The organism is Bremerella sp. TYQ1 (assembly GCF_020150455.1).
GTDB lineage: Bacteria > Planctomycetota > Planctomycetia > Pirellulales > Pirellulaceae > Bremerella > Bremerella volcania_A.
In genome coordinates this window covers 5,494,593-5,516,117 of record NZ_CP083740.1, presented here as the reverse complement: position 1 = coordinate 5,516,117, position 21,525 = coordinate 5,494,593, and the positions used below count along the sequence as shown (strand labels likewise).

Annotated in this window: 18 protein-coding genes; 17 read left to right on the top strand and 1 reads right to left on the bottom strand. The window is 55.2% G+C overall.

The window, feature by feature from the left end:
• Positions 1-214 precede the first annotated feature (214 nt).
• From LA756_RS22395 to LA756_RS22345, 11 genes are all read left to right on the top strand, one after another.
• The gene (locus LA756_RS22395; protein WP_224436951.1) at positions 215-1,672 is read left to right on the top strand and encodes a DUF1501 domain-containing protein; all 1,458 of its coding nucleotides are present in this window, start codon (positions 215-217) and stop codon (positions 1,670-1,672) included.
• A 536-nt stretch (positions 1,673-2,208) separates the two neighbouring features.
• On the top strand, positions 2,209-3,711 hold the full coding sequence (locus tag LA756_RS22390; RefSeq protein WP_224440422.1) for a GumC family protein: 1,503 nt from the start codon (positions 2,209-2,211) through the stop codon (positions 3,709-3,711).
• 83 nt (positions 3,712-3,794) lie between these two features.
• Positions 3,795-5,126 carry a hypothetical protein gene (locus LA756_RS22385; protein ID WP_224436950.1) on the top strand — a complete coding sequence of 444 codons (1,332 nt, stop codon included), beginning with the start codon at positions 3,795-3,797 and terminating at the stop codon, positions 5,124-5,126.
• Positions 5,123-6,262: a glycosyltransferase gene (locus tag LA756_RS22380; RefSeq protein WP_224436949.1), complete on the top strand. Its 1,140-nt coding sequence runs from the start codon at positions 5,123-5,125 to the stop codon at positions 6,260-6,262. Before LA756_RS22385 ends, LA756_RS22380 begins: the two co-directional genes overlap by 4 nt.
• Positions 6,249-7,697 carry an O-antigen ligase gene (locus LA756_RS22375; RefSeq protein ID WP_224436948.1) on the top strand — a complete coding sequence of 483 codons (1,449 nt, stop codon included), beginning with the start codon at positions 6,249-6,251 and terminating at the stop codon, positions 7,695-7,697. Before LA756_RS22380 ends, LA756_RS22375 begins: the two co-directional genes overlap by 14 nt.
• Complete coding sequence (locus tag LA756_RS22370; RefSeq protein WP_224436947.1) at positions 7,694-8,803, top strand: hypothetical protein; 1,110 nt, start codon at positions 7,694-7,696, stop codon at positions 8,801-8,803. Before LA756_RS22375 ends, LA756_RS22370 begins: the two co-directional genes overlap by 4 nt.
• Positions 8,804-8,824: 21 nt before the next feature.
• On the top strand, positions 8,825-10,138 hold the full coding sequence (locus LA756_RS22365; RefSeq protein WP_224436946.1) for a glycosyltransferase family 4 protein: 1,314 nt from the start codon (positions 8,825-8,827) through the stop codon (positions 10,136-10,138).
• Entirely contained in the window at positions 10,120-10,842 is a 723-nt protein-coding gene (locus LA756_RS22360; protein ID WP_224436945.1) for a sugar phosphate nucleotidyltransferase, read from the top strand. The genes LA756_RS22365 and LA756_RS22360 overlap by 19 nt, the downstream gene beginning before the upstream one ends.
• A 43-nt stretch (positions 10,843-10,885) precedes the next feature.
• Positions 10,886-11,848 carry an NAD(P)-dependent oxidoreductase gene (locus LA756_RS22355; protein WP_224436944.1) on the top strand — a complete coding sequence of 321 codons (963 nt, stop codon included), beginning with the start codon at positions 10,886-10,888 and terminating at the stop codon, positions 11,846-11,848.
• A gap of 30 nt (positions 11,849-11,878) precedes the next feature.
• Positions 11,879-13,069, top strand: a complete 1,191-nt coding sequence (locus tag LA756_RS22350) for a DegT/DnrJ/EryC1/StrS aminotransferase family protein (protein ID WP_224436943.1) — start codon at positions 11,879-11,881, stop codon at positions 13,067-13,069.
• Positions 13,066-15,114, top strand: a complete 2,049-nt coding sequence (locus LA756_RS22345; RefSeq protein WP_224436942.1) for a sugar transferase — start codon at positions 13,066-13,068, stop codon at positions 15,112-15,114. Before LA756_RS22350 ends, LA756_RS22345 begins: the two co-directional genes overlap by 4 nt.
• A gap of 222 nt (positions 15,115-15,336) precedes the next feature.
• Here the strand turns inward: LA756_RS22345 and LA756_RS22340 are convergent, their stop codons facing one another.
• On the bottom strand, positions 15,337-15,600 hold the full coding sequence (locus LA756_RS22340) for a hypothetical protein (RefSeq protein WP_224436941.1): 264 nt from the start codon (positions 15,598-15,600) through the stop codon (positions 15,337-15,339).
• A gap of 208 nt (positions 15,601-15,808) precedes the next feature.
• Here LA756_RS22340 and LA756_RS22335 point away from each other — a divergent pair, with 208 nt between their 5' ends.
• From LA756_RS22335 to LA756_RS22310, 6 genes are all read left to right on the top strand, one after another.
• Positions 15,809-16,216 carry a hypothetical protein gene (locus LA756_RS22335; protein ID WP_224436940.1) on the top strand — a complete coding sequence of 136 codons (408 nt, stop codon included), beginning with the start codon at positions 15,809-15,811 and terminating at the stop codon, positions 16,214-16,216.
• A 116-nt stretch (positions 16,217-16,332) separates the two neighbouring features.
• The gene (locus LA756_RS22330) at positions 16,333-17,499 is read left to right on the top strand and encodes an ABC transporter permease (protein ID WP_224436939.1); all 1,167 of its coding nucleotides are present in this window, start codon (positions 16,333-16,335) and stop codon (positions 17,497-17,499) included.
• 33 nt (positions 17,500-17,532) lie between these two features.
• Positions 17,533-18,063, top strand: coding sequence for a hypothetical protein (locus LA756_RS22325; protein ID WP_224436938.1), 531 nt, complete (start codon positions 17,533-17,535; stop codon positions 18,061-18,063).
• 2 nt (positions 18,064-18,065) lie between these two features.
• Positions 18,066-19,688, top strand: coding sequence for an efflux RND transporter periplasmic adaptor subunit (locus tag LA756_RS22320; protein ID WP_224436937.1), 1,623 nt, complete (start codon positions 18,066-18,068; stop codon positions 19,686-19,688).
• Positions 19,688-20,386 carry an ABC transporter ATP-binding protein gene (locus tag LA756_RS22315; protein WP_224436936.1) on the top strand — a complete coding sequence of 233 codons (699 nt, stop codon included), beginning with the start codon at positions 19,688-19,690 and terminating at the stop codon, positions 20,384-20,386. Before LA756_RS22320 ends, LA756_RS22315 begins: the two co-directional genes overlap by 1 nt.
• Complete coding sequence (locus tag LA756_RS22310) at positions 20,379-21,521, top strand: ABC transporter permease (RefSeq protein ID WP_224436935.1); 1,143 nt, start codon at positions 20,379-20,381, stop codon at positions 21,519-21,521. Before LA756_RS22315 ends, LA756_RS22310 begins: the two co-directional genes overlap by 8 nt.
• Positions 21,522-21,525 lie beyond the last annotated feature (4 nt).

Genomic DNA, 21,525 nt, shown 5'->3' with positions numbered 1-21,525 from the left:
GACTGGCGTCTGTGAACCTAATTATAAGTTTTTATGCGTACAGTCTGCAACAACTTTTTAACGAATTAGCGCCACTCGTACCTCGATTCTACATGGAATTGGGGTCAAGAAACTCAATTGTTTTCGCACGTCGAAAAGTTTTCCACAAAGTAAGAATCTCAACGCTCGCTTGGACATTTATGTTCACGCCAGCAAGCCCAAGAGAGAGTCCGCCATGTTTGGTTCATCCCGAGTTTCCCCGTCGAGCAGCTGGCTTGACCGACGACGCTTCCTGACCGAATCGGCGAGCGGACTGGGTGCGATCGCGTTGGCCAGTTTACTGCAGCAGGATGGTCTTCTAGGGGCGGAAACCGCGATCGATCCCGCTCGGCCCTATCAGCCACGGCCATCGCACTATCCCGCGAAAGCCAAGAACGTGGTCGTGATATTCTGTGCCGGCGGCGTCAGTCAGCTGGAAACGTGGGACTACAAGCCGGAGCTGATCCGCCGCGACGGCAAGCCGCTCGAAGGTGGACCTGCGGTGACATTCCAAGGCCCAGCCGGCAACTTGGCCCAACCGCAGTATCGCTTTCGTCCACGCGGCGAAACCGGCAAGATGGTCTCGGACATGATCCCGCATCTCGCGGAATTGACGGACGATTTTGCGTTCGTGCATTCCCTGACGAGCAAGAGCAACACGCACGGGCCCGCCGAGAATTTCCTTTCGACCGGATCGGTTCTCGACGGTTTCCCAAGCCTCGGAGCGTGGGTGACGTACGCCCTGGGATGCGATAATCACACGCTGCCAGCCTACGTGGCAATCCCTGATCCGCGCGGCGTGCCGCAGAACGGCTCGAACAATTGGGGCCCTGGTTTCCTGCCGGCTGCTTTTCAGGGAACGACGTTTAACGCATCGCGGCCGATCCGACATCTTCAACCGCCGATCGTTTCGTCCGCAGAAGACCAGGCCGCCAAGCAGATGCTGCAACGGATGAACGACCGGCATGCCTCGCAACATCCTCACGAGTCGGATTTAGCCGCACGGATCGCCAGCTATGAACTTGCGGCGAGCATGCAGTTAAGCGTGCCAAACGTAATGGATGTCGAATCCGAGCCCGAGCACATCCTGAAGCTGTATGGCGCGGATTCAGCCAATCCGAACAAGGCTGCCTTCGCGAAGAACTGCATCCTTGCCAGACGATTGATTGAAGAAGGCGTGCGGTTCGTGCAGCTGTTTAACGGCGCCTACGCCAGTGGCGGCAAGCTGAACTGGGATGGCCACAATAGCCTGAAACCACAATACGATGAGCATGCCGAGATTCTCGATCAGCCAGCAGCCGGATTGATTCGTGACTTGAAACAGCGAGGTCTTCTGGAGGACACGCTTGTTGTATGGTGTACCGAGTTCGGTCGCATGCCGATGTTCCAGAAGGGGGCCAAGGGGCGAGACCACAACCCAGACGGATTTACCTGTTGGATGACTGGCGCCGGCGTGAAGCAGGGCGTCAGCCATGGAGCCACCGATGAGCTCGGCCAGAAGGCGGTCGAGAACGTCCATCCGCTGTACGACTTCAACGCCACGATCTTGCACCTGCTGGGGCTCGACCACGAGAAGCTGACGGTGCGACACAACGGAATCGAGCGACGCCTGACCAATGTCGAAGGGCATGTGATTCACGAGATCTTGGCATGATGACCGTTTCGCACTGCGTTAAAGAATCCGATCTACCCACCATTCGGGTTACCGATTCCGCAGTGTTAAATTGCGCAACTTCGGGCACGTAACGGAACTACGGGTACGCACAAAGTCTTCCCAGCTAACGTGGCCTTCCAAAAATTGATCGCAGCATCAAAATATTTTGCTGTCTTTTCTTAGTGAAACGCCCGTTAATTACTTGGCTTGCTCATTATCTCGCTATGTCCAATCGCTCCAACGTCTTTAGGTGGAAAACCGTAGTGAGCTTTCTTCGGAATCGAGCATGTTTGGAAGCGTGAAATTGCCTCTGCGACACGCTTCTGAGAAGTCTCTTCGAGTTTGCATTCATTGATTGTGGAAAGCCGCGTAAGCATAATCGATGAATCCGTAATTATGCATACATATCCTCTACCCCCGTAAGGACTGCAACGCTTACCGCAGACATTCGTTTTACCTCGTTTCAAGGTGAAATCGACTGACTGGCGAACGGCGTGCAAACGGGGCCCTCCTAACGAAGTTACGACGTGACCACCATGATTCATCAGTCGCCATCTTCCGATGATTGGTCGCTTGGCAGAATCATCTCTGCATGTTGGCGATACAAATGGCGCGGCTCGTTCGTCTGCCTTCTTGTGATTGCAGCAGCTGGTGCTGCGCTTTATATCATGCCGAAGGTATACGCTTCCGAAGCAAAGCTCTTCGTCCGGCTAGGTCGAGAAAACATGGGGCTCGACCCAACGGTTACCGCGGGAAATACCGTCGATGTCACCGCGACACGTGACACCGAGATGAACTCAATCCTCGAGCATCTCCGTAGCCAGACGCTTCTCGAGAAGGTCCTCGAAACCACAGATCCCGCTTTCACACAGCTTTCCGCCGTCGATCAGCAACTGGCCGTTCGAAGACTTCAACAGTCCATTTCCGTCGATTCCCCTCGTGGCTCTACGGTGATTGTACTGCATTTGGAAGGTCTCGATCCTGTTGAAGCACAAGGCAAACTCGAGACGTTCATCGATGTCTACTTAGCCGATCACATTCGCATCAATCGCAACCTGCGATCCCACGACTTCTTCGAAGCGCAGTCGAAACTGCTCAAGCAGCAGCTTGGTGATGCACGCAACGAATTAAGAGATGCCAAGACGACCGCAGGCATCGCTTCCATCGAAGGGCACCGTGCATCGCTGGAAGGGCAGATCGACAAAGCAGAATTGAAGCTTCAAGAAACCGACGCATCTCTCTCGGCCGTCGCAGCGGAACGCCGCTCCCTGGAACGCTCGTTGCAAACAGTGCCGGAAGTTCTGCTCGCTCAATTCGTTGAAGGGACTCCAAACGACGGGCTCGCCGTCATGCGGCAGCGACTCTTCGAACTGCAAACCCGCGAGAAAGAAATTCTCTCGAAGTTCACGCCGGCTCATCCCGAGGCGGTCGCGATCGCTCAGCTAGTCCAAGAAGTTGAAACGGCATTGGCCCAGGAAGAGCACGACCGAGAAAAGCTGATGCAGGCCGTTCTCGCACGCAAAGAAGCAGACGAAGCTTCGCTTACCGCTCAGCAAGGCGAACTTCGAAAGCAGCTCACCCAACTGAAGGGCAAACTAAAAACACTCAATCAACACGAAGCGACCATCGGCGGACTCTCGGATGAAGTTGCCCAGTTGGAATCGAAGTACATGGCATATCTGGGCGACCGCGAACAAGCTCGCTTGGACGATGCACTTCGTACCGATCAAATCACTAACGTCAGCATTCTGCAAGAAGCGACACTGGCTCCGCTTCCTATCCGGCCGCAAAAGGCTTCGGTCCTGTTACTGGCCGGCGTGATTGGAATGCTGGCAGGCCTGGGCGTCGTACTGACGTCGGAGCAGTTCAACCCAAAGTACCCACCTAACAGCTTAGCCGCCGCGCATCGGGCCACCGAAAGCGACGACAACTCTGAATACCACAAAGCGATGAGGCCTGGAAGAAATCATCCGGAGTGGGAAGACCAACCAATAACCAATGGGCAAGTACCAAAGGAAAGCGTCAACATCACCAACTAACCACGACTTGGCTTGAAGCAGAGAGGGGCAACGGATTCTGCACTAGCCAACTGGGCCTGACTGTCCACTAGCCAACCCGCGAAATGACCAATATCGTTTGCTCGGAACCATCCGAAGACGCGATTGCGCAATCGTCGTCGACTGCCCCGGTTCTTGCTTTGTCGCTCTCGCATAATTTTGCGTGGGCACTTGCAGGAAACGTGACGTTCGCTGCCTGCCAAGGTGCGAATCTGGTACTGCTTGCCAAAGCGACAGATCCCACCATGGTTGGTCGATTCGCACTTGCTCTTGCGATCACTGCGCCGCTGTTTCTGCTAACCAACTTGCAGTTGCGTGCTATTCAGGCCACCGATTCTCAGGCCCAGTATCGCTTCGGAAACTATCTTGCCCTGCGTCTCCTGACGACATGCATCGCTCTTGGGTTACTGCCCTTGATTGTGATGTCGGCCGGATATGCTTGGAGCCTGGCCGCGGTCGCTCTCATGATCGGTGTCGGTAAAAGTTTCGATGCGATCAACGATGTGATGTACGGATTGGTGCAAAAGCACGAACGTCTCGACCGTGGTGGTTTTGCACGCATTGTCGCAGGTATAGGCACCGTCGCTGGACTCGGCACGCTGCTTTACTTCACAGGAAGCCTGTTCTGGGCGGCTACTGGTTGGGCACTTGGCCATGGGATTGTGACCTTCACGGCTCCTTACTGGGTCGGGTCGGAAATCGTCGCGCTCGAAAGTGAATTGGCCTCGCCTAAACTGTTTGCACCGATCTGGGACCGCGATCGTCTGGTTCAACTTGGTTTACTTGCGCTGCCGATGGGGTTGGTGATGATGCTGGGCTCGCTGCAATTAAACGCACCCAGATATTTCATCGAGCATTATCTCGACGAGCGGTTCCTCGGCATCTACGCCGCAATCGCCTACGTGATGTTGGCTGGCAACATGATCAGCCTAGCGATGGGACAAGCGGTTACACCTCGCATGGCGAAGCACTTTGCCGCTGCCGAGTTCAAGTCTTACTTCGGAATCCTAGGACGCCTGATGGGGCTTTCGGTACTGGGAGGAATCGTGGCGGTCGCAATCGCGTGGCTCGCTGGCGAATGGATCTTGACGTTGCTTTTTACCGCAGAATACGCGCAGTACAGTTCTGTGCTTGTTTGCCTGGCAGCGGTACTGGGTATCGAGACGGCGACGTCTTTTATGGGCGAAGCGATGACATCAACGCGACGCTTTCGAATTCAAATGCCGGTGCTGCTGGCCGCATTGCTTGCCGCGGCTATCGCATGCGTTTTCTTGATTCCCCGTTACGAATTGATGGGCGCCGCCATTGCCACGGGCGTCGGGGCTTTCACGCAGCTACTTGGATCGACCTGGGTGGTATTGTGGGCCGTTCAACAACGACGCAAGGAGGAAGCATGATCGCCTCCAACGAACGACCAATACGTGTTGCTCAAGTGGTTCATGGCCTTGTCGTGGGTGGCATTGAGACATGGCTGGTTAATGTCTTGAAGACCATCGACCGCAATCGCTTTCAAGTCGACTTCATCACCAGTCGTCCGGAAGCATGCTACTACGACGACACAGTTCGAGCGTTGGGTGCCAATCTGATTCACTGTCCATCGCCTCGCAAGCCTTGGATCTATGGTCCGGCACTACGCAAGATTTTAAAAGATGGCCAGTACGATGCAGTCCATGCTCATGTCGATCACTACGGCGGCTTCATTATGCGAGTTGCCCGAAGCGCTGGCGTGAAAGTCCGCATCGCCCATAGTCATAGCGATACGTCTAGAAAACAGTCGCAAGCCAACTTGTGGCGACAGTTCTATCTGAAATCAACCAAACGTTGGATTCGAACCTCGGCAACTCAAGGGTTGGCCGTTAGCGATCTGGCCGGACGATCCCTGTTTCCGACATGGGGAAACGATCAGCGATGGAACACTCTCTACTGCGGAATCGACACCGAGGCATTTCACCAAACAGTTAACCGAGACGCAATTCGCAAGAAGTTTGGCTTGCCCGAAGATGCGATCGTGCTAGGCCACCTTGGCGGCTTTCGCGAGCCGAAGAATCACGTCTTCCTGGTCGAGATTGCTAAGGCGATGCGTTCGATCGATTCCCGCGCACACCTATTGCTCGTAGGGGATGGCCCCTTGCGCGAAGACATTCAGCAGCTCGTCGACCAAGCGAACTTGCAGCAGCACGTCACGTTTGCAGGGCTCGTCGACGACGCGACGGAAGTATTGCGCGGGGCGATGGATGTATTTGTGTTTCCATCGTTGTGGGAAGGCCTTCCGCTTGCCGTTGTCGAATCGCAGGCCGCTGGGATGCCGAGCGTTATCTCCGATGTCATTTCATCGGAAGTTACCCTGATTCCATCGCTCGTCAATCGACTTGCTTTGACTGACTCGGCACAACATTGGGCAGAAACTGCAATTACTGCGGCAAAAGCCCCACCAAGTTTGCCCTCTGACGAAGCCTTGCGACAGATCGAATCAAGTCGCTTCAATTTGGCCAATGCCGTCCGAACACTGGAGGCATTGTATGCAGGCGACTGAACTACATTTGGATCGGAACACGGAAGTCGCGACACAACGTCCCGCAGCAATTGCAAACGCAGCGTCGCTACCATGGTGCTTCTTAGGGCTATGTCTCTATCTGATCAGCCAAGCCTATTTGATACCGCTTTGGCCGCAGGGACCATCTTGGGCAGTTTGGCCGCGTGTAGCTGACTTTGCTGGTGGATTGATGGCAGCCGCATGCCTCTGGCATTGGCAGTCGGTTCAACGATTGCCGGCTCCGTTGGCCAAGATCATGGTTTGGCTGATGGCATTTCTTTGGCTGATTGCGATTTCGTTTTTGGCTCAAACGCTGCTTTCACCGAAGCTTTACTGGAATAGCCCTGATGCGCACGTGGGTGTTCAGTGGGGGCTCTACCAATTGGCTCGAATGATTCAGTTTGCCATTTTGTTCTTTTGTGCGGCCTCGACACCACTAACAGAACCGCGACGGCGCTGGCTCGTAGCGATTTCAACGTGCGTACTTTGGTTCGTCGTCATTACCGTTGCGCTGACGTATACCGGAACAATCCCCTACGAATCGGTTGTTGCTCATCTTCCTGAATCGCAGGATGTTTCCGGTCCATGGGCTTCGTTCGGAGAATCGTACGATGGCCTAGGCCTGATCAGCTATAACCATGCCTACACGGCTTGCCAACTGGTGCTTCTGTTTAGCCTGCACTTGAGCTTAACCTACAGCCGGTTCAGTGCATCGAACGTGCTACTTCTGTTTGCGGTGACGTTGGCCGTTTTCTTATCCGGTAGCCGAGCTGGCTTCGGGGCAATGTTGGTTCTTGTCCTGCCGATCGTCTGGTCGTGGATTCGCTCCGGAGGATTGATGCCACTCGTTTGGACTGGAACAGTTGGCTTGACTATCGTCGCTGCGATGTTGATTGCTCCCAGCATGGGTAAAGTCGACGGATTAAACGACTTCAAAGAACAAGTCGAAGAGTTGGTCGTCCGACAGTCGACGACGTTTGCGGCTTACAAGTCAGACAACCTAGCGGGGCGAACCGACATCTGGAAGATGCACTTGGAAGCCCTCGATGACCGTCCCTGGACATGGCTCGTGGGCTATGGCTTTGGAACGGCCATCACGCAAGGCAATCAGGCCCACATGCAACCGCTAAACATGATTAGCGAAATAGGTCTGATCGGTCTCGCGGTCGGCTTGGTTCTTCTGTGCGTTATTTTGCATGCCCTTTGGAAGTGCGAACCTTCGCAACATCCGCTTCTTTGGGGAACGATCGCCCTGCTGCTGACGTCCATGACTCAGGAAACGTTTTATCCCGTAGCTGCCTTCGGGCACTTTCTCGGGTTCTATCTGTTTGCATTGGCGATCGCCATGCGACTTTGGTTCGACGTTCCCAGCACGACGTCGAACGACCTGCCCCACCATGAGGTTCCCCAACTCAACCCACCATCTGTCTCATGAGTACTCCACGCCAACAAAACGATTTCCCCCAAGCGGACCATGCACGTCCCGCAATGTTGATCACCATCGACACCGAAGGCGATGATTTGTGGTCGAACCCCCAAACGATCACTACCCGCAACGCGTACTACTTGCCACGGTTCCAAAGCCTTTGCGAGCGATACGGCTTCCGCCCAACTTGGCTTACCAACTGGGAAATGGTCGAATGCGCTGTCTATCGCGAATTCGCTCTTGATGTCCTTGCTCGAGATACGGCCGAAGTGGGCATGCATCTTCATGCCTGGAACAGCCCTCCATCGACCGAGTTTGATCATGCCCATGGTGCGTGTCAGCCATGCTTGATTGAGTACCCCGAAGCGGACATGCGAATCAAGATTGCTCGCTTGACGGATCGTCTCGAAGAGGTCTTCAACACCAAGATGATCAGCCACCGGGCTGGCCGCTGGGGCTTCAACGAAACCTACGCCAAACTGTTAATTGAACATGGTTACCGCGTCGATTGCTCTGTCACGCCTGGGCTTCAGTGGCGATTCCAATATGTCGACAAGCAGAATGACCGCGGCATCGACTATCGTGATTTCCCCAGCCATGCCTACTGGATCGACGTAGACCAAATCAGTCGTCCTGGGAATTCCTCCCTTTTGGAAGTTCCCATGACGATCGTGCCAGGCCAGCAAAACAAGCTGACCGAAGCAATGCATACCGTCTGTCAGCCAGTGCCTCTGTTTCAGCGAGTTGCCAACAAAGTTGCGCCGCGTCATCACTGGTTCCGTCCTTTTCGAGGCAATCGCCGCAGCTTGGCAGCACTTGCTGAGAACGGCCCCCAACCGAACTGCGATTACCTGGAAATGGCGCTCCATTCCTCCGAGCTAATGCCCGGCGGTAGTCCTTCGTTTCCTACGCAGCGTTCGATCGAAGTTTTGTACGAGCGACTTGAAGAGCTCTTTGCTTTCGCCAGCAATCATTACACCGGACGGACGCTGGCCGAGTATCACGCCATGCAGCGTGAACCGTCAGCAAGCAGCGGCAATTGCCAGTTCGTTTCCTACGTGATCGGCTCGTCTGAAACGGCCGCTTCGGATCAGTCTCAAAAAGTAACCACTTAACATCCACCGTTTGCTCAACTCATGCAAGTTATCGTAACCCTTGAACATCGATTCCACCGTACACCAGATGGTGCGACGTGGACCGAGACCCAGTTTCCGAATGCCTTTTGGCAGCGGTATCTGGAAGTCTTCGATGGGGTACGCATTGTTGCGAGAGCCAAACCGGTGCCTAAAGTCGATCCAAGCTGGCAACGTGTCGATGGGCCAGGCGTTACGTTCCAACCGCTGCCTCACTACCAAGGACTTTGGCAATTTCTTCAGAAGGCCACTGCCGTTAAGAAAGCAGCCCAAGCTGCAGCCGATCCACAGCATGCGGTCATCCTTCGAGTTCATTCCCCTATCGCCTGCTTAGTTGAAAAACGGCTACGTGCCGAAGGACGGCCGTTTGGCGTGGAAGTCGTGAGTGACCCATGGGATGTCTTTGCACCTGGGGCGTTTCACCATCCTCTTCGTTGGTACTTCCGTCGCAAGCTTTCAGCAGACACGCGACGTCAGTGCCGAACGGCAACGGCTGCATCGTACGTTACCCAGTCCGCTTTGCAAAAACGTTACCCGGCCTCCGCAGATAGCTTCCAAACGCATTACTCCAGTGTCGAACTTCCTTCAACTGCCTTCCAGGAAGAGCCTCGCTCGATTGCGTCCGCTGATTCACCGTTGAACGTCATCACGGTAGGCGCATTGGCCCAGATGTACAAAGGCGTTGACATCCTGATCGATGCAATCGCCCAAACGAAGCATGACATTCGGTTAACGATTGTCGGTGACGGAAAACATCGATCAGAACTCGAACTGCGGGCCGCGAATCTTAGCTGCGGTGATCGGATTCGTTTTCTCGGATCGCTTCCCAGCGGGCAACCAATTCGCGACCAACTCGACAATGCAGACCTCTTCGTTCTCGCTTCTCGCCAGGAAGGTTTGCCGCGGGCGATGATCGAAGCGATGGCACGCGGCTTACCCTGTTTGGGAACAACGGTCGGCGGCATCCCGGAACTTCTTGATGAAGAGTCACTCTTCGCCGTCGAAGATTCCACCACGCTGGCTGACAAGCTGAACGCGTTGTTCGTCAATCGCTCACGGCTTCACAAGATGTCGCAGCGAAACCTGCGTGTCGCTCAACAGTATGGTGACGAACTTCTCCAAGCTCGTCGCAACCAGTTTTTCATGGCCGTTCGCCAGGCAACCGAGCGTTGGCAGCAAAGTCGAATGCCATGTCCAGTAACCCCTCAACCGCCTGACCGCTGTAATGCAGATGCTCCATTGGCATCGCGCGAAGCAGCAAGCATGGCAACAACCACCACCTCCGAGGATTCCCAATCATGCATACCGTCATCTTAGCTGGTGGCCGCGGGCGACGCCTTGCTCCTTACACCATCAACTTCCCGAAGCCGCTCGTTCCTGTCGGTGAAATGCCGATCCTGGAAATCGTTCTGCGTCAACTTCATGGCGCAGGGTGCGATAAAGCCACGCTTGCCGTGGGCCACTTGGCGGAATTGATCATGGCTTACTTTGGAAAGGGCGAGCAAGTTGGTGTCGACTTGACCTATTCCAGCGAAAAGCAGCCGTTGGGAACTGTCGGCCCTCTCGCGTTGATGAATGATCTGCCCGAGGACTTCCTCGTTATGAATGGGGATGTACTGACGACACTCGACTATCGAGCGTTGTATGAATATCACCTGCAACATGACGCCGATCTTACGATCGCTTGCCATCGCTGCACGACCAAAATTGATCTCGGCATTGTCGAGTTCGACGAACGACTTCAGGTTACCGGCTATCGTGAAAAGCCGCGACTTCCATACGACGTCTCAATGGGTGTCTACGCGTTCAATCGACGTGCCTTGGATGTCGTTCCGATGGGCGAGTATTACGATCTTCCGACGCTTGTTCTCAAGCTGGTCGAACTCGGCCGTAAAGTCAAAGTTTACATGTCCGACGCCATGTGGCTCGACATCGGTCGCGTGGAAGACTATGCCAACGCCAGTTCCGTGTTCGAGGAACATCGCCACTTATTTTTGCCCGACGAAAAAGTCGCATCGTAGTCGGTAACGCCCCCTATCTATCCACACCCCAGGAAAACTCACCATGAAAATTCTCGTAATCGGCGGAGCAGGCTACGTCGGATCGGTTCTCACAACACGTCTTCACGAACAAGGGCACGAACTGACCGTACTCGATTCGCTCATGTTCGGATCGCAGTCGTTGGACAACCTCAAAGGCCAGGAACGGTTTGAACTGATCGAGGGTGATCTTCGCGACCAGGACCTGCTCGATCGCACGATCCCAGGCCACGATGCCGTTTGTCTGTTGGCAGCGATTGTTGGGGAGCCTGCTTGCAACCGGGATGAAGCAACAGCCGAAGAGATCAATTTGCATGGAGCTCTTAAAGTCCTGGAGGCTTCCAAGAAGCATGGTGCGACCCGATTTGTTTTCACGAGCACTTGCAGCAACTACGGCATCTCCGATCCGAATGCCCCTGCAACAGAAACCTCGCCGCTGAAACCTTTGTCGGTCTACAGCCGATCGAAAGTTGAAGCCGAGAAGGCAATCCTTGCCTCCGCCGATGAGAACTTTGTTCCAACGGTTTTGCGTCTCAGCACGGCATTTGGCATTTCGCCGCGCATGCGATTCGACCTGTTGGTCAGCGATTTTACTTTGGCCGCGTATCGCGAACACAAAGTGGTCATCTACGGCGGCCAATTCTGGCGTCCTTTTGTTCACACGCAAGACATCGCTCGAGCTATCGAGATGGTTTTGAATGCCTCTCCCGACGTCGTTTCAGGCGAAGTCTTCAATATCGGCGGCGACGGCAACAACGTCCAAAAGCAAGAACTCGGTGAAATGGTCAAGGAAGAAGTTCCCGACACCACCATTGAATACATCACTGCGGGAACTGATCCGCGAAGCTATCGCGTTGAATTCTCCAAGGCGAAATCGCAACTGGGATTCGAGCCGGAATGGAGCGTTCGTGACGGCGTGAAGGAGGTTTATCACTGCCTTCAGGAAGATCGCTGGTCTGATCCTAAAGACGCTCGGCATTTCAACTAATACTGCCCACTTGCCTCGATTCACAACCACATGACTGCCCAATCATTTCGTATCTCTGAACTAGACTACGACGAGCGCGAGCTTGATGCCGTTGTCGAAGTCATTCGTAGCCAATGGCTCTCGCAAGGCCCGACCATCGAAACGTTCGAGAAGCGTTTTGCAGACTTCGTCGGAGCTAAGCGAGCGTTGGCCGTATCCAATGGAACGGCTGCATTGCACCTCGCTTTGCTGGCCTGCGGAATCGGCCCCGGCGATGAAGTTCTTGTGCCAAGCTTCACGTTTGTCGCTTCGGTCAACGCCATCTTGTATGTCGGCGCGACTCCGGTCTTTGTCGACATCGTTGGTCCTCACGATCTCAACATCGACCCCAACGACATGGCGGCGAAGATCACTTCGCGAACCAAAGCGGCAGTGGTCGTTCACATGGCAGGCTTTCCGGCCGACATGGATGCGATCATGAAATTGGCCGAGCAACATGACCTTCGAATTATCGAAGATGCATGTCATGCGGTTGGCGCGAGGTATAACACTCGCCCCGATAGCCCCTATTCCCAACGAATGGCTGGCACCGGCGGGACGGTTGGCTGCTTCAGTTTCTTCGCCAACAAAAACATGGTGACCGGCGAAGGAGGTATGGTCGTCACTGACGACGAAGAGCTTGCCAATCGAGTCAAGCTCGCTCGCTCACACGGCATGACCAAAAGCAGTTGGGATAAAGCGTCCGGCCGAGCGACTGACTACGACTTGATCGACGTCGGATTCAACTACCGAGCAACGGAGATCATGGCCGCACTCGGGCTGGTTCAACTCGACAAGCTGGCTGATGGAAATCTGCGTCGACGAAATTGTGTGGCTCGTTATCGTGAACGACTTTCAGGCATCGATGGAATTACGATTCCCTTCTCCGATCGCTTGGAAGACAGTTCGCATCACGTGTTCCCGATCTTGTTGGCCGTCGCTGAGCAGCGATCTGATTTTCGCGAACGATTGAACCAGCGGGGTGTTCAAACGACGTTCCACTATCCGCCGGTTCATCAGTTCACACACTATCAAAAGCTTTGCCCCGATACGCCGTCTCTTCCGAAAACATGCGACGCGGCAAGTCGCGAAGTAACGTTGCCGCTGCATGCTCGGATGACGATCGAAGACGTCGACGCGATTTGCGATGTCGTCGAAAGCGAAATGAAATCGCTGAATCAAATGGAGGTGACCCAGTCATGAGCATTGCCTTTCGACAAGACAACTACGGCCAACAGGTCGACGCGGATCAATCGACGACGTCACCTTCCGCTCAACCGCGGCGTCCTCGCATCTTACATGTGATCGGCAGTTCCGGATTTGGTGGAGCATCGGTCTTCGTTTCCCGATTGGCCCGATTCACACGCGAGCAAGGATACGACGTTGACGTACTAACGACCGATTCGAAGCTGCAGTCGATCTTGCGTTCCGATGGAATCGGCATCGTCGACTTGGATGTCATCTGGCGCGAGATCCGTCCCTGGAAAGACCTTCGTGGGGCACGCACCCTGGCGAAGTTCCTCAAATCGGCCGACTACGATGTCGTTCATACGCATACGTCCAAAGGCGGAATCGTTGGACGCTGGGCGGCCTGGAAAGCTCGCGTTCCGGCGATCATCCACACGGTGCATGGTTTTGCCTTCCACGAGGAATCGAGCAAACCGAAGCTGTGGCTCTATTCCTTTTTGGAACGCATGGCCGCCAAGTGGTGCCATCGGATTGTGACCGTCAGCGAATACCATCGCGATTGGGCGAAGCAGCTTGGCATCGGCAAATCGAATCAAGTCGTTGCCATTCCCAATGGCGTCGGTACCGAAACCGGCCAACCGACGAAGTCTGCTGACGATGTTCGCGCTGAGCTTGGTGTCGATGCTGATACGTTCCTGATGCTCGCTCCTGGTCGACTTGCCCCGCAAAAAGGGCTGGCCTATCTCGTTCAAGCGACTAAAACCGTTCAAGAGCAAGCCTCGTTGCCGTTTCAAATTCTTTTGGCTGGCGAAGGCCCACTCCGGGACGAGCTTCAGCACGAAGCGAAGCGACTCGGTGTTGAATCGAACATTCGATTTCTCGGCTACCGAGACGACGTTCCTGACCTTCTTGCGGCGTCGGATGTGGTTGTCTTGCCGAGCCTTTGGGAAGGACTTTCGCTGGCGCTACTCGAAGCGATGATGATGGGCAAGCCGGTCATCTCCACCGAGATCGGCAGCAATCTTGAGGTTTGCCGAAAAGGGAACGCGATCCGACTGGTTCCACCAAAGGATTCTGTCGCCCTTGCCGAAGCGATGTTGGAAATGATCGAATCGCCTGAGCAGCGTTTTGACCTCGCCGAGTCGGGACAACAAATTGCCCAGCAACACTACAGCGAAGCCAGGATGATGCAGCGTTATCAGGATCTTTACGCCGAATTGACTGAGGCCGAACCCTCCACCGATTCGCGTGTTTCCGATCAGTTCACGTCGCTTCGCAGTGATTCGTACGCCACGCCTGGCTACGTCCGATCGCTGCGAATCGATCCCCCAAACCACCGCCCCGGCAAACTCAATCCGCCTCGCTACTTGGGCTGGAAAACGATCGCGGAAAGAACCGTTGCGTTTTTGTCGTTCGTTGTCTTCCTGCCGGTAATCGCGCTACTTATCCTGGCCGTACGCTTGGCTTCGCCAGGGCCAGGCATCTATCGCCAGAAGCGAGTCGGCAAGGATGGACGCACGTTTACGCTCTACAAACTGCGAAGCATGCGATGCGACGCCGAAACGAACAGTGGACCTGTTTGGGCCAAAACGAGCGACCCTCGTGTCACATGGCTCGGTAAAATCCTCCGCGACACCCACCTCGACGAACTCCCTCAACTGTGGAACGTCGCTTGTGGTGAGATGTCTTTCGTCGGTCCGCGGCCGGAGCGGCCGGAGTTCGTGACGATCCTGGAAAAGTCGATTCCGAACTACCTTGATCGCCTCGAAGTTCTGCCGGGGATAACCGGACTTGCTCAAGTCAACTTGCCGCCAGATTCCGATAACGAAAGCGTCTGGCGGAAGCTGCTGGTCGATCGCGAATACATCGCGCACGCCAGTTTTTCGATGGACGTTCGGATTGTCGTGCTGACTCTGCTGCGTATGATCGGCCTCCGGGGGCCGCGTGTGCGGAACTTGTTCGGGCTGTACATTTCGCCGGAAGTCCTTCCGCCGCTACCGGATACGTCGCCAACGCCCAACGCAACTTTCGCAGCGAAGAAGCAACCAGTCGACGCGTAACATGTATCATAACATGCTGTCCAAGCGTCGCCGCGGCGACGAGTGACGCGAAATCGGTGCCCTTATTTTCGCGTGAAAACGCTCCGATTTCCTATCACTTTGGGGTACACCTAAACAACGCTTCGCGCATTTTTTGTTTACACTTGTTCAATACTTCCGTACAATTAAGCACGAAAGGGAAATGAAGTCTCGCTTGAGAAAACAAGGGCGTTTCAAACGACACTAATTTCCAAACCGTTGTGCTTGAAAACGGCGAAGAATCTCTTGCTGATCGGTCTGCTTTTCCGGCACTTGGTTATCTAACCAGTCGAGCCATTGCTCTAGTTCTGCCATATCAATTCCGGCTTGTACGGCGGCCAGCAAAACGGCTTCGCGCTGTTCCGGCGTATCGACCTCAGCGAGGCGATTGAAAAACTTACGGCGGACTTCTTCTTCCGAGAACGACATGCGATTGGTGCGACAGAGCGCGAGAGGATAAGGGAGCATCTTTGCTTCAATCTCTTAAGGATAAGGGGACGAGATCGCAAAGCTGGCAGCGATGTTAATGTACCAGGGGTGCAAATCGAATGCCAATTAAAGTTGCCCATTTCGCGCCATGGATCCGCGAAGGGTTAAAAGATTTGAACTTGCCTTACCATAACAAGATGCGCACAATAGCAAAGAAGAACGAACCCTAACGCCGTTGTTAAATGCCGTGAAAAGTATTTCGCTATTAACCATTTTGGCCATCCTTTACTGCCCGCTCGCATGCGTGGTGGGCGAAGGAAGTGCGCTCGGTGGTGCTGCGGAAAATGACGGCTCGGCGTTTACGATCGGATGTAGCTGCTGTGCGGCTCAACCGAATAAATCGGACGCATCTGACTCCCAAAGTTCAGCGCCCAGCTCTAAAACGTGCCAGGGTATTTGTGCCGGGGCGGTTCTGGATCGTCACGATATCGACATCGACACTTCCCAGTTGGCACTCCTGTTTCTCAGCTTCGAGTTTCCTCAGGCGGTTCTCATTTCTGAGATGCCACATCGCTGGGAAACCGACGCATTGCCAGATCTTTCACCGCTGTCAGGCCGCGCGCTGCGTACGCGTTATCTCTCGCTGACTTGCTAAGCCGACGATGCTTGCTGGCATCGTTTGGTTATCGCTTTCATAACGCAACATTCCTTGCGTGCATGTCCGCGCAATAACCAAATCCATTTCTGCATTCCTCGCACTTGGTATTTGGCATGTGGTTTCGTCCACTTGCATGGGACTACGCGATTCGAAACTTGTTTCGTCGTCCTATGCGAACCCTCCTGACATTGGCCGCGCTGACGGTCGTGATCTTGCTCGTATTCGTCGTCGTTGGCTTCATTCGCGGTTTGGAAAAGAACCTCGAAGTGAGTGGCCAGTCCGACACCGTGCTGATCTTCTCGCTCGGCATGGGTGAAAACCTCGAGTACTCCTCGATCCCAATGCGATCGAGCGACTTGATCGCGGCCAGCATCCCAGGCATTCGGCAGCGACAAGGGCAGAAGTATGTTTCCCCGGAATTGTATCTCGGTACGGAAGTCGGTACGCCTGCGATGGCTCAACCGGCGATGGGCCTGGTACGGGGGATTACGCCGGAAGTGCTGTTGGTTCGCAGCCGCATTCAGATTGAAGAAGGGGATTGGCCAACCGCCGGAGAAGTGCTTGTCGGACGCATGGCCGCGGTGAAATTAGGCTTGAAAAAGAATGCGATTCGCCCTGGCGATACCGTCGAGTTCGAGGGCCGTTCCTGGAAGGTCTCGGGAATCTTTTCCGCAACCGGCGGTGCGTTTGAGTCGGAAGTCTGGTGCCGCTTGGACGAACTTCAACAAGCGATGAAGCGACAAGACTTGAGCCTCGTCGCTCTGCGTTTAGCCAACTCAGGCGACTTCAGCGATGTCGATCTGTTCTGCAAAGAACGACTCGATCTTGAACTGCAAGCGACTCGGGAAACGGAATACTACGCCGGGCTCCAGCGTGACTACGGTCCCATTCGCTGGCTGGCCTGGCTGGTGGTGCTGTTGGTTTCTGGAGCTGGCATTCTGGCGGGCCTAAACACCATGTACGGCGCCGTCGTCGGACGGATTCCAGAACTCGCCATGCTACAAACGCTTGGCTTCGTACGCCGGGCCATTCTGCTCAGTTTGATTCAAGAAGGCCTGCTTTTGGCCGCTTCGGCCAGTTTGCTTGCCACGCTGATTGCCCTGACGATTTTCAACGGGGCATCGGTTCGATTCACGATGGGAGCGTTCGCGCTTCGCATCGATAACGTCTGCATCCTGGTCGGGTGCGGCGTCGGTTTTCTATTGGGCTTTATCGGCTCGCTGCCTCCTGCCGTACGTGCGCTTCGGATGGCTGTGGTCGATGGCCTGAAATCAGTTTGAACTCACCTACTTTTTAATTCGCAAAGGATGACCATGAAGACAACGCTCTCTTTGATTTTGGTAACGGCCGTTTCGGTGATGACGCTCGGCTGCACAGGTACGCAGTCAACGCAAACGGTCGACAACGATTCGGCCCCGGTGGTCGATATGTCTGGCTATCTGTTGGCGGAAGAACCAGACGGCGCCCAGGAAGTGATGGCCGTTCGCGAATCGGCTGAGGATGACGAAGAAGTGGTCGTCGTCGGACGCATCGGCGGTTCGAGCAATCCCTGGATCGATGGCCGTGCCGCGTTTTCAATCGTCGATCCATCGCTAAAAGCTTGTAGCGATATTCCTGGCGATGGATGCAAAACGCCGTGGGATTACTGCTGCGAAACCGACAAGCTTCCCAGTGCGACCGCCTTGGTGAAAGTAGTTGACGAGAACGGCGAAGTGGTCAAAGCCGACCCGAAGAAATCGCTGAAGCTGGACGAGCTGCAAACGGTGGTCGTGCGTGGCAAAGCCAAGCGTGACGGCGAAGGCAACCTGACGGTGCTCGCCGACAGTCTCTACGTGAGGAAATAATCATGGCAGAAGTCGATCTCCAACAACTCGCGATCGACCGAGGCGATTCTGCGGCAGGTCGGTCTACCGACCTGCCAACGCGCCGCCATGTGGTGGCCAGGGTCATCATTCCCGGAACCCTGTTGGTTGGCTTCGTGGCACTTTTGGTTTGGGCTTCGTGGGACCTGATTTTTCCGGCTACTCCGGTCAAAGTCGTTCCCGTGATCGCTTCCAAAGCGAAGATCCAATCGGCGGGGACTCCGCTGTTTCAAGCTGCCGGTTGGGTCGAACCGCGCCCGACACCTATTCGTGTCGCGGCGTTAGCCCCGGGCGTGATCGAAGAGCTTTTAGTCGTCGAAGATCAACGGGTGAAAAAGGGAGACCCTGTCGCCAATCTTGTTCGCGAGGACAACCAACTTGCCTACGACCGAGCGGTGGCCGACCGCGACTTACGCCGTGCCGAAGTCGAGCAAGCGAAAGCGACCCTAGAAGCGGCCAACGTTCGTGTGGAACAACCGGTCCACTTGGAAGCGCAATTGGCCGAAGCAGACGCCCAGGTTTCGCGGATCGAAACGCAGCTGCAAAACCTCCCGTTCGAGGTGCGACGCGCCGAAGCGATGCGGGAGTATGCTCGGATCGATCATCAACGAAAAGTCGACGCAGGCGTTGCCGTCTCCAAGCTGACCGTGGACGAGGCCGTTTCGCGATTAGCCACGGCCGAGGCTTCGCTCGAGGAGCTGATTCAGCGGAAGAACACCTTGGAAGCGGAAAAAGTAGCTTGGTCGAAACGGCAGCAAGCTCTCAAGACGCAGCTTCAGCTTTTAGTCGACGAGAAAGAAGCGAAAGCCACGGCGCGTTCGGTGCTGCAAGCTTCTGAGGCTCGCTTGCGTCAGGCGGAAGTGGCATTAGCCCAAGCGAAACTGGCACTCGATCGAACCGTTGTCCGTGCCCCTGTGGACGGTCGGATTTACCAATTGCTGAGCCCGCCTGGGTCGCATTTGGGCAACATGCCGACGGGAAGTAGCGAGTCGGACAGCAGCACTGTAGTGACGATGTATCGCCCCGACAGTTTGCAGGTTCGTGTGGATGTGCGATTCGAGAACATTCCGCAAGTGTCGCTCGATCAGCTGGTGAAGATTGATAACCCGGCCCTGGAAAAGCCGATTGTCGGTCGGGTGCTGTTTATCAGTTCCGAGGCTGACATTCAGAAGAACACGCTGCAAGTGAAAGTCGCGCTGCCAGATCCACCGAACTATTTCAAGCCGGAAATGCTGGTCGACGTGACGTTTCTCGCTCCAAAGATCGAGCAGCACGAAGACTCTTCACAGGAAGAGATGCAGCTGTTCATTCCTAGCGAACTGGTCCAGCGTGACGGAGAGCAAACGTTTGTCTGGCTCGCCGATCAAGCGGCCGGATTGGCTCGCAAACAAAACGTGACCGTGGTGGCAAACCCATCCGACCCAATGGTTCAAGTGACCTCGGGTTTGAATTTGGGAGATCGCCTGATCTTCAACCCGCCACCAACGATTCGCCAGCAACTACGCATTGAAGTGATTGATGAAGTGGAAGAAAACTTTTCGCCGAGCGCTTCGACAAGCGTCGTGCGGGCTCCACTGAGTCGACTTCCATCGCAAGGAGAGAAGTAATGTCCCTCGTTCAAGTCTCCCACGTCACCAAGCATTACCACAAAGGGGGCGAAACGATCACGCCGCTGGACGATGTTTCGCTTGACATCCAGCGGGGCGAGTTCCTTTCGTTGATGGGTGCCAGCGGTACAGGCAAAAGCACGCTGCTGAACTTGATCGCGACAATCGACCGGCCTGATTCCGGGAGCATTGTCGTCGATGGAACCGAGCTGACGAAGCTTTCGCGCACGAAGCTCGCCAAGTGGCGGGCAGCCAATTTAGGTTACGTTTTTCAAACGCATAACCTGGTGCCGGTGCTGACAGCGTACGAGAACATCGAGTTGCCGCTGCTGCTGTTACCAATGTCACGAGCCGAACGACGCCAGCGTGTTCAAATTGCGTTAGAGGCGGTCGACCTGATCGATAGGGCAGGGCACTATCCGCGACAAATGTCAGGCGGACAGGAACAGCGTGTCGGCATTGCGAGGGCGATTGTGAACCATCCGCAAGTGGTCGTGGCGGACGAACCGACCGGCGACCTCGACCCGGAGACTTCACAGCAGATCTTACACTTGCTGGGTCGGCTCAACCGCGAGCTCGGCGTGACGCTATTGATGGTGACGCATGATCACGCTGCCGCGAAAGTCGCTCACCGGCAGTTCCAACTCGACCGCGGCAAGCTGATCGAAACGACCGACGCGGAGGTAGCTCATGTTTAAGTTCATACCGCTGGTGCTCAAGACGTTATGGCGACATCGCTCACGAACGGCACTGACATGCATTGGAGCAGCGATCGCGCTGTATGTCTTCTGCTTCGTCGGTGCGGTGCAGGAAGGAATGGCCGATCTTCAGTCGCGGCAAGCGGCCAAGGGTTCGCTGATCGTGTTTCAAGCAAACAAGTTTTGTCCCGCTTCCAGCCACCTGCCGCAAGACTACCAGCAGCAAATCGAAAAGATGCCTGGCGTTGCCGAGGTGATCCCGATCCAGGTCTTCACCAACAATTGCCGTGCGAGCCTGGACGTGATCGTGTTCTATGGATTGCCTCCTACAAAGGTTCGCAAAGCACGCGACTTTCAATTGAAGTCCGGCAGCTGGGACGAATTTGAAACCCATCAAGACGCCGCCATCGTCGGAAGCTCGGTGGCTTCGCGCAGAGACATTGGCGTGGGCGATAAGTTCTCGATCGGTGATTTGACGGTTCAAGTCGCCGGAGTGTTTACTTCTTCCGACCCTGCCGAAGAGAATTACATTTATTCGCACCTCGAATTCTTGCAGCGTGGCAAAGGCATGAATCTTGTCGGCACGGTCACCCAGCACGAGGTGCTTCTTCAGCCGGGGACCGATCAGTTGGTATTGTGCGAGATGATCGACGAAAAGTTCCGCGGCGGTTCGGTCGAAACCGATACACGCCCTAAAGGTGTGTTCCAAGCCAAGAGTCTCGGCGACTTGACCCAGTTGGTCGAGATGTCGAAGTACTTGGGCTATGCCTGCGTAGCGATCGTGCTCGCACTCGTTTCGACCACCACGGTGATGTCGGTGCAGGACCGCATCAAAGAACATGCGGTGCTGCAAACGCTCGGGTTTACCGGCAGAACCGTCTTCGCGTTGGTGCTTTCGGAAAGCGTGGTGCTGAGCGTTCTGGGCGGAGCACTTGGAATTGTGCTCGCCGTGATCACGCTGGAAGGAAGCAGCCTATCGGTTTCCGCCGAAGCGGTGAGCGTGGCGTTTTTGCCGTCGTTGCGGCTAATCGTTGTGTCGCTGGGCGTCGCCGTGATCACCGGAATTGCGGCAGGGCTTTGGCCCGCGATTCAAGCGGCCCAGGTCGACATCCTGGGCGCGCTGCGTTCTTCGTAACCAC

Coding starts and splice junctions, on each gene's coding strand:
- LA756_RS22360 (WP_224436945.1), top strand. CDS start 10,120: ATGCATACCGTCATCTTAGCTGGTGGCCGCGGGCGACGCCTTGCTCCT.
- LA756_RS22370 (WP_224436947.1), top strand. CDS start 7,694: ATGAGTACTCCACGCCAACAAAACGATTTCCCCCAAGCGGACCATGCA.
- LA756_RS22315 (WP_224436936.1), top strand. CDS start 19,688: ATGTCCCTCGTTCAAGTCTCCCACGTCACCAAGCATTACCACAAAGGG.
- LA756_RS22320 (WP_224436937.1), top strand. CDS start 18,066: ATGGCAGAAGTCGATCTCCAACAACTCGCGATCGACCGAGGCGATTCT.
- LA756_RS22325 (WP_224436938.1), top strand. CDS start 17,533: ATGAAGACAACGCTCTCTTTGATTTTGGTAACGGCCGTTTCGGTGATG.
- LA756_RS22345 (WP_224436942.1), top strand. CDS start 13,066: ATGAGCATTGCCTTTCGACAAGACAACTACGGCCAACAGGTCGACGCG.
- LA756_RS22380 (WP_224436949.1), top strand. CDS start 5,123: ATGATCGCCTCCAACGAACGACCAATACGTGTTGCTCAAGTGGTTCAT.
- LA756_RS22385 (WP_224436950.1), top strand. CDS start 3,795: ATGACCAATATCGTTTGCTCGGAACCATCCGAAGACGCGATTGCGCAA.
- LA756_RS22340 (WP_224436941.1), bottom strand. CDS start 15,600: ATGCTCCCTTATCCTCTCGCGCTCTGTCGCACCAATCGCATGTCGTTC.
- LA756_RS22355 (WP_224436944.1), top strand. CDS start 10,886: ATGAAAATTCTCGTAATCGGCGGAGCAGGCTACGTCGGATCGGTTCTC.
- LA756_RS22390 (WP_224440422.1), top strand. CDS start 2,209: ATGATTCATCAGTCGCCATCTTCCGATGATTGGTCGCTTGGCAGAATC.
- LA756_RS22365 (WP_224436946.1), top strand. CDS start 8,825: ATGCAAGTTATCGTAACCCTTGAACATCGATTCCACCGTACACCAGAT.
- LA756_RS22310 (WP_224436935.1), top strand. CDS start 20,379: ATGTTTAAGTTCATACCGCTGGTGCTCAAGACGTTATGGCGACATCGC.
- LA756_RS22350 (WP_224436943.1), top strand. CDS start 11,879: ATGACTGCCCAATCATTTCGTATCTCTGAACTAGACTACGACGAGCGC.
- LA756_RS22375 (WP_224436948.1), top strand. CDS start 6,249: ATGCAGGCGACTGAACTACATTTGGATCGGAACACGGAAGTCGCGACA.
- LA756_RS22330 (WP_224436939.1), top strand. CDS start 16,333: ATGTGGTTTCGTCCACTTGCATGGGACTACGCGATTCGAAACTTGTTT.
- LA756_RS22395 (WP_224436951.1), top strand. CDS start 215: ATGTTTGGTTCATCCCGAGTTTCCCCGTCGAGCAGCTGGCTTGACCGA.